This window comes from Spirochaeta thermophila DSM 6578 (assembly GCF_000184345.1).
GTDB classification, from domain to species: domain Bacteria; phylum Spirochaetota; class Spirochaetia; order Winmispirales; family Winmispiraceae; genus Winmispira; species Winmispira thermophila.
Window position 1 is genome coordinate 1541702 of the sequence record NC_017583.1, and the last position, 12467, is coordinate 1554168.

General features: G+C 59.9%; 12 protein-coding genes and 2 tRNA genes. 11 read left to right on the forward strand and 3 right to left on the reverse strand.

Features of this window, described 5'->3' with window-relative positions:
* The 4 genes from hisB (at window position 1) to rlmN (ending at window position 3327) form a co-directional block, all read left to right on the forward strand.
* Window positions 1-588: an imidazoleglycerol-phosphate dehydratase HisB gene (gene hisB / locus SPITH_RS06945; protein ID WP_014624971.1), complete on the forward strand. Its 588-nt coding sequence runs from the start codon at window positions 1-3 to the stop codon at window positions 586-588.
* 147 nt (window positions 589-735) lie between these two features.
* Window positions 736-1113 carry a hypothetical protein gene (locus tag SPITH_RS06950; protein WP_245523350.1) on the forward strand — a complete coding sequence of 126 codons (378 nt, stop codon included), beginning with the start codon at window positions 736-738 and terminating at the stop codon, window positions 1111-1113.
* Window positions 1106-2254 carry a tetratricopeptide repeat protein gene (locus SPITH_RS06955; protein ID WP_013313591.1) on the forward strand — a complete coding sequence of 383 codons (1149 nt, stop codon included), beginning with the start codon at window positions 1106-1108 and terminating at the stop codon, window positions 2252-2254. Before SPITH_RS06950 ends, SPITH_RS06955 begins: the two co-directional genes overlap by 8 nt.
* A gap of 8 nt (window positions 2255-2262) precedes the next feature.
* Window positions 2263-3327, forward strand: a complete 1065-nt coding sequence (gene rlmN, locus SPITH_RS06960; RefSeq protein WP_014624974.1) for a 23S rRNA (adenine(2503)-C(2))-methyltransferase RlmN — start codon at window positions 2263-2265, stop codon at window positions 3325-3327.
* On the opposite strand, the gene SPITH_RS06965 is transcribed toward rlmN, so the two are convergent.
* Entirely contained in the window at window positions 3284-5095 is a 1812-nt protein-coding gene (locus tag SPITH_RS06965) for an alanine--tRNA ligase (protein ID WP_014624975.1), read from the reverse strand. The two genes, rlmN and SPITH_RS06965, sit on opposite strands and share 44 nt — an antisense overlap.
* Window positions 5096-5218: 123 nt before the next feature.
* Between SPITH_RS06965 and SPITH_RS06970 the strand changes: the two genes are divergently transcribed.
* From SPITH_RS06970 to SPITH_RS12000, 6 genes are all read left to right on the forward strand, one after another.
* Window positions 5219-5291, forward strand: a tRNA-Phe gene (locus SPITH_RS06970).
* Window positions 5292-5382: 91 nt separating this feature from the next.
* Entirely contained in the window at window positions 5383-6276 is an 894-nt protein-coding gene (locus tag SPITH_RS06975) for a CBS domain-containing protein (RefSeq protein ID WP_014624976.1), read from the forward strand.
* A 2-nt stretch (window positions 6277-6278) separates the two neighbouring features.
* A complete protein-coding gene (locus SPITH_RS06980) occupies window positions 6279-7559 on the forward strand; it encodes an ArsB/NhaD family transporter (RefSeq protein ID WP_014624977.1) in 1281 nt (426 codons plus the stop codon).
* 31 nt (window positions 7560-7590) lie between these two features.
* The gene (locus SPITH_RS06985; RefSeq protein ID WP_014624978.1) at window positions 7591-8061 is read left to right on the forward strand and encodes a COG2426 family protein; all 471 of its coding nucleotides are present in this window, start codon (window positions 7591-7593) and stop codon (window positions 8059-8061) included.
* 8 nt (window positions 8062-8069) lie between these two features.
* Window positions 8070-10067 (forward strand): ATP-dependent helicase, encoded by a 1998-nt coding sequence (locus SPITH_RS06990; RefSeq protein ID WP_014624979.1) that lies wholly within the window; start codon window positions 8070-8072, stop codon window positions 10065-10067.
* 9 nt (window positions 10068-10076) lie between these two features.
* On the forward strand, window positions 10077-10775 hold the full coding sequence (locus SPITH_RS12000) for an NUDIX hydrolase (RefSeq protein ID WP_014624980.1): 699 nt from the start codon (window positions 10077-10079) through the stop codon (window positions 10773-10775).
* On the opposite strand, the gene SPITH_RS07000 is transcribed toward SPITH_RS12000, so the two are convergent.
* Window positions 10757-10842, reverse strand: a tRNA-Leu gene (locus SPITH_RS07000). The genes SPITH_RS12000 and SPITH_RS07000 overlap by 19 nt on opposite strands.
* A 57-nt stretch (window positions 10843-10899) precedes the next feature.
* Here SPITH_RS07000 and SPITH_RS07005 point away from each other — a divergent pair.
* Window positions 10900-11700 carry a TatD family hydrolase gene (locus SPITH_RS07005; RefSeq protein ID WP_014624981.1) on the forward strand — a complete coding sequence of 267 codons (801 nt, stop codon included), beginning with the start codon at window positions 10900-10902 and terminating at the stop codon, window positions 11698-11700.
* A 54-nt stretch (window positions 11701-11754) separates the two neighbouring features.
* Here SPITH_RS07005 and SPITH_RS07010 read toward each other — a convergent pair whose 3' ends face one another.
* Window positions 11755-12459: a flagellar filament outer layer protein FlaA gene (locus SPITH_RS07010; RefSeq protein WP_014624982.1), complete on the reverse strand. Its 705-nt coding sequence runs from the start codon at window positions 12457-12459 to the stop codon at window positions 11755-11757.
* Between the last annotated feature and the right edge of the window lie 8 nt (window positions 12460-12467).

A 12467-nucleotide genomic window follows, 5' to 3' on the forward strand; every position in this document is an offset into this window, starting at 1 on the left:
GTGGAGAACCCCATCCACATCGAACGGATCACCAAGGAGACCCGGATCACCCTCAGCCTCCACCCCGGGAATCCCGACCGGATCTCCCTCAACACCCCCCTCCCCTTCTTCACCCACCTCCTCCACGCCGCCTCGTTCCACGGCGGCTTCGGACTCGAACTCGAGGCGCAAGGCGACATCGAAGTCGATCCGCACCACCTCGTGGAGGACACGGGCATCGTGCTGGGCACCGCCTTCAGGGAACACCTCCAGCGCGTGGAAGCCGTCCGGCGCTACGGCTACGCCATCATCCCCATGGACGACGCCCTTTGCCAGGCGGTGGTGGACGTATGCGAGCGTCCCTATCTCGTGTACAGGGTGACATTCCCCCAAGCCCAGGCCGGCAACTTCCCCCTCTTCCTCCTCAAGGAATTCTTCCTCGGGTTCGTGAACAACGCCCGCATCAACCTCCACCTCGAGGCCTTCTACGGAGAGAACGGACACCACATCGCCGAGGCCCTCTTCAAGGCCTGGGGCAAGGCCCTCGAAGAGGCGTACACCCCGCGCGGCACCTCACGGTCCCGCATGTCCACCAAGGGGACCATCTAGGGGAAAAGCTTGCATTTTCCTGCTCCCTTTACTATGTTTTACTTAACAATCAACACGCCGTGCCGATCTTGAATTAAGTGAGACTTTGGAGATTTTAGAGGTTTTGTAGAAATTGGTTGAAAAACATCCGCGCATATGGTAAAGTCGGTGGAAAAGGACAGAGACCCAAGAAAAAAAGACGATGAGCTTCTTGCGCACATACCTCCTGGAGGATTCTTCAGGCTTACCGAGCGGCCTTCAGCTCCCTCTCTCAGCCAGTCCGACAGGGTACAGCTCATCAGAAAGGGCAACGAACTCCTCAACCGGGGAGAGGTCGATATGGCGAGGAAGATCTTCCTCACCTGCGACTACAAGGACGGTCTCGTGAGGGTGGGCGACTGGTACATGAAGCACGACAAACCGATCGACGCCATAAAACTCTACTATCTCAGCGGTAACAAGAGGAAGATCGAATCGATCACGCAGAAGATCGCGGGAATCATACGACACTGGCTACACGAAGAGGGGAACGTGCGTCATGAATGAGGAGATCAGGGAACACCGACCATCCTATGAGGAGGACTTCCCCATGGGAAAGGACCTCATCCAGGAGGTGGACGAAAAGATCCTCCAGCTCTCGCAAGAAGGCTACGCCCTCCTCAAGCAGGACAGACCCGAAGAGGCCATCATCCGCTTCGAGAAGATCCTTGAGCTCGACAGACACAACAACTACGCCCTCGTGGGCCTGGGAGACGCCTACAGGAAGAAGGGCGAGCACGACCGCGCCGTCTCCTACTACAGGGAGTGCCTGCGTTACTACCCCGGCAACAACTACGCCCTCTTCGGCCTGGCCGACTGCTACAAGGCCCAGGAACGCTATCGCGAGGCCATCGAGATATGGGAGAAATACCTCAAGTACGACGAGACCAACGTCACGGTCCTCACCCGGGTGGCCGACGCCTATCGCAAGACAGGAAACTTCAAACGATCCAAGGAACTCTATCTCAAGGTGCTCGAACTCGACGAGGGCAACCCCTACGCCCTCATCGGACTCGGCCACCTGCACTACGACTTCAAGGACTACCGAACCGCGATCAGCTACTGGGAGGCCATACTCGAGAGGGACAGGGACCGTGTCGACATCAGAGTGCTCACGGCAATAGGGAACTGTCACAGAAAGCTCAAACAGTACGAGAGAGGCATCCCCTACTTCCTCAAGGCCCTCGAGAAGGATCCCCACAACTTCTACGCCCTCTTCGGCCTGGCCGACTGCTACCGAGGGGTGGGCGATCACCGCAGGTCCCTCCAGTATTGGGAGCGTATCCTCGAGAAGGACCCCCACAACAAGGTCATCCTCACCCGCACCGGTGACGCCTACCGTCACCTCGGGGATCTCGCGCGGGCCGAGGAGTACTACCACCAGGCCCTCAACATAGAATTCGACAGCTACGCCATCCTCGGCCTCGCCATGGTGCACAAGGCGAGGAAGGAATACCGCGAAGCAGCGGAATCCCTCAACACCATACTCCGCCTCGATCCCGAGAACCCCAAGATCTACATAGAACTCGCCGACTGCTACCTCCATCTCAATCAGAAGGAGGAGGCGAGATCCGTGCTCAAGGAGTTCTTCAGGAGGGGGTTCAAAAACACCCACATCCAGCATCTCCTCGACAGACTCGAGACCTGAACGGCGCCATGAGGACCAGGGAACGGCTCTCCCTTTCAGGCCTGCTTCCGGAAGAGATCTCCGAACTCCTTCCAATGGAACCTCGTTATCGAGCCATCCAGATCTTCGAATGGATCCATGCGAAACGGATCCTTTCCTTCTCCGGCATGACAACCCTCCCTTCCCGCCTGAGGGAGGAACTCTCCTCTTCGTACCACGTACGAGGCGCCACGATCCACGCACTCGTGCAGGATCCCGGAGACGAGACCATCAAGGCCCAGGTACGCCTGCAGGATGGACAGATCGTCGAAGCCGTGGTACTCACCGACGGGAAGGGACGGAAGACCGCCTGCCTCTCCACCCAGGCGGGGTGCGCCATGGGGTGCGCCTTCTGCAAAACCGGTCAACTCGGATTCTCCAGGAACCTCACCCCCGGAGAGATCGTGGATCAATGGCTCATCCTCCAGGACACGGCCGGTCCCCTCTCGCACATCGTCTTCATGGGCATGGGGGAACCGCTCCTCAACCTCGCGAACCTCAGGAAGGCCATCTCGATACTCTCCCATGAGCGGGGTTCCCGCCTCAGCCTCAGGAGGATCACGGTCTCCACCTGCGGTATCGTCCCGGGTATCCTCAGCCTGGCGGAAGAAGGGCCGCACGTCCGCCTCGCCTTTTCACTCACGAGCGCCCGGCCCGAGGTGAGGAAACAGCTCATGCCCGTCGAAGCACGCCACCCTCTCGACCATGTGAAGGAGGCGCTCCTCAAATACCAGGCGGCGACCGGCAAACGCATCACCCTCGAGGTGGTGGCCATAGAGGGACTCACCTGTACCCCCGAGGAGAGCAGGGCCATCGCAGGATTCGCCGAAGGCCTCAGGGTGCTCGTGAACGTGATCCCCTGGAACCCCGTGCCCGGCCTCCCCTACCGTCCTCCCTCTCCCGCAGCCCTCTCCTCCTTCGTCTCCTCCCTCACGAAAAAGGCCCTCACGGTCACCGTCAGGTACCGCAAGGGCCAACACATCCATGGCGCATGTGGACAGCTCGGCGTCGTCACTCCTCGGAAGACCCATCGGGAGGCAGGAGCACGGCCCTGATCCTCCGCACACCCGCCGAGGAAGACTGCTCCTTCACGATCTTGAACCTCCCGAGCACCCCGGTACGCTCCACATGCGGCCCCCCGCACACCTCCTTCGAGAAATCTCCCACCGAGTACACCTTCACCTTCTCGTCGTACCGGTCGGTAAAGAAGGCGATCGCCCCCTTCTCCTTGGCCTCCTCCAGGGTCATCACCTCCATGGTGACGGGGAGATCCTCTTTGATCTTCTGGTTGACGATCTCCTCCACCTTCCGTATCTGCTCGGGCGTGAGCTTGTCGGGATGCGAGAAATCGAACCTCAACCGCTCGGGCGTGATGTTGCTCCCCTTCTGCTGGACGTGGGGGCCGAGTACGATCCGCAACGCCTGATGGAGCAGGTGGGTGGCGGTGTGGAGCTTGGTCGTCTCTTCGGTGTGATCGGCGAGCCCTCCCTTGAACACCCGGTCGGCGCCTTGCTTGGAGCGTTCCCTGTGGCGCTCGAATTCCTCGTCGAACCCCGCTCTATCCACGGTGAGCCCATGCTCCCGTGCGAGCTCCTCGGTCACCTCGATGGGAAACCCGTAGGTGTCGTAGAGCCTGAAGGCGATCCGCCCTGGAATCACCTTTTTGGGGTTCTTGAGCAGGTTGGGAAGCATCTTCTCGAACTCGTGCTCGCCCTTCTGGAGCGTCTTGAGAAACTTGTCCTCCTCCACCCGGAGTTCTTCGAGAACGAAATCGCGCTTTTCCGCGAGGAGAGGATAGTACTCCTTGTACATGTCCAACACGACCTGGGCGGGCAGGTGGACGAAATTGCCCTCGACTCCGAGCTTCCTCGCATGCCGGATCGCCCTCCGGATGAGACGCCGGAGCACATACCCCTGCCCCACGTTGGAGGGAGTTACCCCCCGTTCGTCTCCCAGGATGAAGGTGGCAGCCTTTATGTGATCGGAGATGATCCTTATCGAGACATCCTTCTCGGGATCCCTCCCATACACCGCCCCCGTGGACTCCTCGATCGCCCGTATGATGGGCACGAAGAACTCGGTATCGTAGACCGACTGCTTTCCCTGGAGGATCGCCGTGGTACGCTCGAGCCCCATTCCCGTATCTACGCACTTACGCGAGAGGGGCTCATACGTGCCATCCGCCTTCTTGTTGTACTCCATGAAGACATCGTTCCATATCTCGAAGTACTTTCCGCACGAGCAGCCCGGCTTGCAGTCCGGCCCGCATGGAGGCTTGCCGGTATCGATGAACATCTCGGTGTCAGGCCCGCACGGCCCTGTCTTGCCCGCCGGCCCCCACCAGTTGTGTTCCCTCGACATGAAGTGGATGCGTTCCTCGGGAATCCCAAGGCTCCGCCAGATCTCCGCCGATTCCTCATCACGGGGGACCATCTCATCCCCTGCGAAGACGGTCACAGAGAGCCTCCCGGGATCGATCCCGAGCCATCGAGGGGACGTGAGAAACTCGTAGCTCATCCTGATGGCCTCTTCTTTGAAGTAGTCCCCCAACGACCAGTTTCCCAACATCTCGAAAAACGTGAGATGGCTCGCATCGCCCACCGCATCGATATCCCCGGTACGGATGCACCGCTGGTAGTCGACCAGCCGCTTGCCCGCCGGATGCTCCGCTCCGAGGATGTAGGGCACGAGTGGATGCATCCCCGCCGTGGTGAACAACACCGTCGGATCGTTCTCCGGGATGAGGGAGAACCCGGAGATCTCCGCATGACCGTGTTCCCTGAAGAACCGGATATACTTCTCGCGCAGCTCTTTTCCTGTCATGGTGGTAAGATAGTAATAAAACCCCCCTGCGCTGTCAACATGAATAACACCGGCAGGAACATGATCACCCCTCTTACACTTGACATGTGATCGATCTTCTGGTATATATCCTCACGTAACGATGCCGCTGTAGCTCAGTTGGTAGAGCAGGGGACTGAAAATCCCCGTGTCCGCAGTTCGATTCTGCGCGGCGGCAGGCCGGCCGGAAGGCCGGTTTTTTTGTATCCAGGAGAGGGCACGACCTGTCTCCCCTTGGCAAAGCCCGGCCTCTCCCCTATAGTGATCGCATGAAACTCTCGAGCTACCTCCACCCGGAGTACATCAAACTCAAGGCCCGTATCTCGTCGTTCGAAGAGGGGGTGAGACTCCTCCTTGGGCTCATTCGTGGCCTCGTGGACCAGGACGAGAAGACCCTCTTCTCCCGTGTCCAGGAGAGGGAAGCGCAGGCACCCACGGTCCTCGATCACGGACTCTGTGTTCCCCACCTCAGGCTCGACGACTTCGACGACCACGTGATCGCCGTGGCGGTGCCGGAGAGGCCCTTCACCTATGGCGGGAAAGAGGTGGACATCCTCATTCTCATCATCTCGTCGAAGGCCCAGCCCTCCACCTATCTCAACACCCTCAAAGGCCTCGCCACCCTCTTCAAAGATCCTGATACCAGGGAAGCGCTCCTTTCTGCAAAACATCCCGAACAGTTCATCCGCATCATCGCAGCCCACGACGTGGAGATAAAGAAGGGCCTTCTCGTCAGGGACATCATGAACACCTCCATCGTCTCCATCTCTCCCGACGATACGATAAAGGACGTGGTGGACCTCTTCGTGAAGTATCACACGAGCTACCTTCCGGTGATCGAGGCGTCCGGACGTTTCGTGGGTGAGATCCGGATGCTCGACGTCCTCCACATAGGACTTCCCCAATACACCTCCATGCTCGGGAATCTGAGTTTCCTCTCCTCGTTCGAACCCTTCGAGGAACTCCTCAAGAACGAGGAGCGCATCCAGGTGAAGGAGGTGATGAAGCAGCCTCACCCCGTGTGCACACCGCAGACCACGGTGATAGAGCTCACCTTCGAGATGACCCGTACACTGCGACGTCACGTCGCAGTGGTAGAGGGAGAGGCCCTCGTCGGTGTGGTGAGCTTCATGGACATTCTCGAAAAGGTGCTGAGGGTATAAGTATGGGATGGCAGATCTACGGCGCACTCATCCTCTTCGTGCTCATCTATGTACTCATCTCACTCGAGAAGATCAACAAGACCATCCTCGCCCTCCTGGGGGGATCGATTTTCCTTTTACTCAAGATCCTCACTCAGGAGGCGGCGTTCCTCGAACACATCGACTGGAACGTGATCCTCCTCCTCGTGAGCATGATGATCATCGTGGGGATCACCAAGGAATCGGGGCTCTTTCAGTACGTGGCCCTCAAGACCGCGAAGCTCACAAGGGGTAATCCGGTACTCATCCTCATCCTCTTCGCCCTCATCACAGCGGGCTTCTCGGCCCTCCTCGACAATGTGACTACCGTGCTGATTCTCACACCGATCACCATACTCATCGCGGTGGAGCTGGGCATCTCGCCGATTCCCTTCGTGATAAGCGACGCCATCGCATCGAACATCGGCGGCACCGCCACCCTCATAGGCGACCCGCCAAACATCATGATAGGGAGCGCCGCAGGACTCTCATTCATGGACTTTCTCGTGAACCTCACCCCCTTTATCCTCCTCTTTCTCGGGATCTACGGCCTGCTCGCCTGGTGGCTCTTCGGCAGGGATCTCAGGGTGAGCAACGAGCGCAGGGCCCGCCTCATGGAGATCGACGAGCGCAAGGCCATCACCAACCCACGGCTCCTCAAGCGCTCCCTCCTTGTTCTCGGTCTCGTGATGGTGGGGTTCTTCATTCACGGCGCCCTGGGGCTGGAACCCGCCACCATCGCCATGACCGGCGCCTCGCTCCTCATGCTCCTCTCCGGCGAGCACGAGGTGGAGAAGTTCTTCCACGAGGTCGAGTGGGGCACTATCTTCTTCTTCATCGGGCTGTTCATCATGGTAGGCGGCCTCGTCGAGGTGGGGGCCATCGAGCGCCTCTCCCAGGCCGTGCTCTCGCTCACCAGGGGCAATATCCAGTCCACCTCCCTCCTCATCCTATGGTTCTCAGGTATCTTCTCCGCCATCGTGGACAACATTCCCTACGTCGCAACCATGATACCTCTCATAGAGCACATGGGAGACACCCTCGGCCATCCCGCCATTCAACCGCTCTGGTGGTCCCTGGCCCTGGGAGCGTGCCTCGGCGGGAACGGCACCCTCGTGGGGGCCTCGGCGAACGTGGTGTCGGCCGGCATCGCGGGAAGGTCGGGCTACCGCATCTCGTTCCTCGAGTTCACCAAGTACGGTGCCTTGGTAACGGCGGTATCGCTCCTCTTCTCTACTCTCTACGTGTTCATCCGATACTTTTGAGTACTCACCCATTCTCCAAGAGGAAGGACGTATGACCCGGACGCTTCTCCTCACAGCCCTCCTCACCCTCGCCCCTGTCTCCGAGCTCCGGGGAGGCCTCCCCTTCGCACTCGCTCAAGGGCTCCACCCGGTCTTTGCCTACCTCTACTGTGTGACCCTCAACAGCCTGGTCGCCCCTCTCCTCTACCTCTTCCTCAACACCATCCACAGGGCCCTCCTCGGCATCCCCGTCTACCACCGCATCGCCGAACGCCTCCTCGAACGGGCCCGGAGAAAGGTACACGATCAGGTGGAGCGCTACGGCATGTGGGGACTCATGGTCTTCGTGGCCGTCCCCCTCCCCGTCACCGGCGCCTACACCGGTACCCTGGGCGCGTGGATCCTCGGCCTCCCCCTCAGGAAGACCGCACCTGCGGTGACCCTGGGCGTAGTCATCGCAGGGATCATCGTCCTTCTCGTGACACTCACAGGGATAGAGACACTCAAGTTCATCGTGAAGTGAGGTACACCATGGGGATCGACTACCGCGCGGAGCTCAACTCTGCCCAGTACGAGGCGGTCACCACGATCGACGGGCCCCTCCTCATCATCGCTGGTGCAGGATCGGGCAAGACACGTGTCATCACCTACCGCATCGCCTACATGCTCGACTCCCACATCCCCCAGAAGGCCATCCTCGCCCTGACCTTCACCAACAAGGCCGCCCGGGAGATGTGGGAACGCGTCCGCACCCTCACGGGCAAGAAGCTCACCAACCTCACGGTGGGCACCTTCCACAGCTTCGGCGCACAGATCCTGCGTGAACACATCCACCTGCTGGGATACCGTCCCACCTTCAGCATCTACGACACCCAGGACCAGAAGGCCCTCCTCAAGCAATGCATCCAGGAGGTGGGACTCAATCCCGACCTCGCCAACATCTCCACCATCCGGAACACCATCAGTGCAATAAAGACAGGAAGGGCCGTGTGGAATGCCGAGAACGAGGTCTATAGAGCTGTGTACGAGGAATACCACGCACACCTGAGGGCCTATCATGCAGTCGACTTCGACGACCTCATCGTGCTTCCCATACGGCTCTTCGAGACCCATCCCGAGGTCATCGCCTCCTACAGGGAGCGCTTCCGTTACATCCTCATCGACGAATTTCAGGACACCTCCATCCTCCAGTACCACTTCATCAAGCTCCTCGCCGAGGAGCACCGCAACCTCTGCGTGGTGGGCGACGACGACCAGTCCATCTACTCATGGCGGGGCGCCAACTACGAGAACTTCGCCCTCTTCGAGCGGGATTTCCCCGAGCGCAAAGAGGTGAAACTCGAGCAGAACTATCGTTCCGTACAGACCATACTCGAGGCCGCCAATCAGCTCATCTCCCACAACACCAACAGGAAGGAGAAGCGCCTCTGGAGCGGGAGGCCGGGCAAGACCGCCATCTACCTCACCTTTCCCTCGGACGAGAGGGAAGAATCGGAGTACATCGCGGAGACCATCCGCACCGTGGTCCTCAAGGAGCGTATCCCCTATCACGAGATAGGAGTCCTCGTACGCACCAACAGCCTCATGACCCCCATAGAGGACGCCTTCCTCAGACACAACATCCCCTACAAGCTTTCGGGTGGTACGAGCTTCTTCGAACGTAAAGAGATAAAAGACATCATCGCCTACCTGCGGGTCATCCTCAACCCGGACGACGACGTGAGCCTCCTGCGCATCATCAACACCCCACGGAGAGGGATAGGCCGTCAGACCCTCCATATGCTCGGCGAGTATGCCACGGAGCACGAGCTCTCGATCTACTCCGCCCTCACCTCGCTCCTCTACGCGCAAGGCCTTCCCCCTCAGGTGGCCCGTACCTTTGACGAATTCGTCTCACTCATCGAGGAATTCGGGGAACGAATCAGTCGTCGCACCTCCATCGCAGAGACCGTGCGAGACCTCGTGGACAGGATCGACTACTTCGAGTACCTCATGCAGGAACACCGCGACAACGAGAAGGTGGCGCGGTACCGGTACCAGAACCTCATGCTCTTTGCCGACCTCATCGAACGCTGGGAGAACGATCCCGACAACCTCAATCCCAACCTCGGAGCCTACCTCACCCGCATCAGCCTCATCACGAAGGACGAACTCGACGAGGAGGACACGAAGGGGAAGGTGAACCTCATGACCATCCATGCCGCCAAGGGGCTCGAGTTCGCCCACGTCTTCCTCGCAGGGGTGGAAGACGGGATCATCCCTCACGCCCGAGCCCTCGAGGAATCGGAGGCCAACATGGAGGAGGAGCGCAGGCTTTTCTACGTGGCCATCACACGGGCGAGGGAGGCCCTGTACCTCACCTCCTGCAGACAACGACGCGTGATGCGGGAGGACCAAGAGCAGACTCCGTCCCCATTCCTCGAGGAACTTCCCGATCATCTCATCGAGACCAAGGCGCCCCCCTCCGACCTCACGGAAGAGGATGTGGAGGACATCTTCGCCCGTATGAAATCGAGATTCGGCTCCTAGGAGGCGGATGTGAGGGACGCAGGACATCCGGAGAGGTCCTCAGCACCCGTGTTCGGAGGGAAGGGCCTCGTGTGGGAGGGCGAGGTCGAGGGCAAGTCGCTCTGGGAGGAAACGCGACTCGAGACCTGCAGCATCCACGTACTCCCGTGGCATGAAGGCCCCGGCATAACCGAGCCCGGAGACATACCGCCCACTCCGGAGGATACAGAACACCCCGCCCTCAGACTCTACCTCGCCGCCCGGCTTCACATCCCCCCCGCCTCCTTGTTCCCGGATCACACCGTGGTGGTGGCAGCACTCCTCGTCTCCCCTGAGGGCAATATCCTCCTGGGCAAGAGAAAGCGCGGACCCCATGCAGGGCTCTGGGAGTTCCCCGGGGGGAAGGCTCTTCCTCAAGAGACCGCGAGAGAGGCCCTCTCCCGAGAACTCGAAGAGGAGCTCCATCTCCGCCTGCCGGACCACCTGTTCCGCTTCTTCTATGTGTATGAATACGTGCAGGAACGTCTTCTCCTCGTGAGCTACCTCGCCCCCCTCCTCCACCTTCCCGGGCACCTCGAAGACCATCAGGAGATCACGCTCGTCCCTCCGGGAGACGCACAAGCCCTCTCAATCCTTCCGGGCGATCGCGAAATACTCTCGACACTCCTGTGGACGATGGAACGAGGATGGTCGATCAGATGGAAGGATGATGCCGGAGGCCGGACTTGAACCGGCACGGCCCTTCCGGGCCAGGGGATTTTAAGTCCCCTGTGTCTACCAATTCCACCACTCCGGCATCTCGTGTTCATCACTATACCTACAGCCCGACGGTATCGTCAAGAAAGGAGGATCAGTGGAGTACATCGACTCACACTTTCACCTCGATCTCATGGAACACAAAGGCGTGGATGTGGCGACCCTCTTCCGCACCCTCTCCAAGGAAGGATGGCGGGGAGGGATCCATGTGTGCACCGATCCCCGCAGATGGAGGGAGGCCCTCCGCTATCCGGACACTCATCCCCGGATCCGGCTCGCCGTGGGTGCCTACCCTTCACTCTGCGAAGAGGACCATTCCCTCCTGATGTCACACCTGCGGGAAGCCCTCTCCCACCCGGCACTCGTGGCCATAGGGGAGATCGGCCTCGACTTCTTCCGGTCTTACGGCACAAAGGAGGCCCAGATCGCCCTCTTCCGTACGCAGCTTCACCTCGCACGGGAGACCGGCCATCCGGTCATCCTCCACCTCCGCGAGGCCTTCCCCGAAGCCATCTCCCTCCTCGACGAGGTGCCCCCTCCCCGGGGAGGGATCGCACACTGTTTCTCGGGAGGGCCCGAGGAGGCTGAGGCCCTCCTGGAGAGAGGATTCTACATCTCCTTCGCAGGGACTCTCACCTACCCCCGGAACCACAGCCTCAGAGATGCGGCCCGGGCCACACCGCTTTCGGCCGTGCTGGTGGAAACCGACTCACCCTACCTCGCCCCCCAGCCCGTCCGGGGGACGGTCAACCATCCCGGCACCATCCCTCACATCATCGAGGCCCTCGCCTCTCTCAAGGGCCTCTCCCCCGAGGAGACGGCCACCCACCTCATGTCCAACTACCGGCGGTTCCTCGAACGAGTCCCCCCTCTTTCCGACCCCACCCTTCACCATTGAAAAAGGCCGCCCTTCGGCGGCCTTACAATGTCTCACGCGTGTGTGATAAGCGGTTCACCAGTTGTCGGCCATGTCGTCCTCGTCCCTCACCTCTATGGGGAAGAGGTCGGTGACGGCCCGGAGATCGTCGAAGTACACGTAGTAGCGTCCAAAGGTCTCCATCATGTCACACTCGATGATGAACCCTTTGATCCGTATCCCGGACTTCTGTCCGTAGTGGTAGTCCTGCTGTTTCAAGGTGGTGGGAAGCGGCACGGAGAGGCGTTTCCAGCCCGTGAAGTTGAGCTTGCCCATGGTGAGGATCGCCTCGTTCCCGAAGGCGTCCTCTATCCACACCTTGAGGGTGTGGTTGAAGTTACGACCCACGACCCAGACGGAGAGGGTCTTCACAATGCCTTCCACGATGATGGGCCTCGAAGGTTTCACCAGGATCTCCACCGGCCCCCGCCGGAAGAACGATGCCTTCACACCCAGCACGTAGCGATCCTCTTCCTGGATACCGGCCTCCACCTCCGCCTGGATGGGCTCCTTGTCCTTCGGCCCTCCTTCGAACCGGCGGAACTCGACGAGGCCGTTGTCGAGCGGCATCCTCACCGTCCAGAAACCGGGGTTTTCAAACCGGTCCACCGAGACTTCCTGAAGCTTCTGTTGTGCCGTATCGGTGCCCAGTTTGGTGGGATCTATCTCATCCACATTCTGAGCCATCACTGGGAAGAGGATCATGATAGACGTGACTATAATACCTGCTATCCTTTTCATCGTTCACT

Coding starts and splice junctions, on each gene's coding strand:
- SPITH_RS06955 (WP_013313591.1), top strand. CDS start 1,106: ATGAATGAGGAGATCAGGGAACACCGACCATCCTATGAGGAGGACTTC.
- rlmN (WP_014624974.1), top strand. CDS start 2,263: ATGAGGACCAGGGAACGGCTCTCCCTTTCAGGCCTGCTTCCGGAAGAG.
- SPITH_RS06965 (WP_014624975.1), bottom strand. CDS start 5,095: ATGACAGGAAAAGAGCTGCGCGAGAAGTATATCCGGTTCTTCAGGGAA.
- SPITH_RS06975 (WP_014624976.1), top strand. CDS start 5,383: ATGAAACTCTCGAGCTACCTCCACCCGGAGTACATCAAACTCAAGGCC.
- SPITH_RS06980 (WP_014624977.1), top strand. CDS start 6,279: ATGGGATGGCAGATCTACGGCGCACTCATCCTCTTCGTGCTCATCTAT.
- SPITH_RS06985 (WP_014624978.1), top strand. CDS start 7,591: ATGACCCGGACGCTTCTCCTCACAGCCCTCCTCACCCTCGCCCCTGTC.
- SPITH_RS06990 (WP_014624979.1), top strand. CDS start 8,070: ATGGGGATCGACTACCGCGCGGAGCTCAACTCTGCCCAGTACGAGGCG.
- SPITH_RS07010 (WP_014624982.1), bottom strand. CDS start 12,459: ATGAAAAGGATAGCAGGTATTATAGTCACGTCTATCATGATCCTCTTC.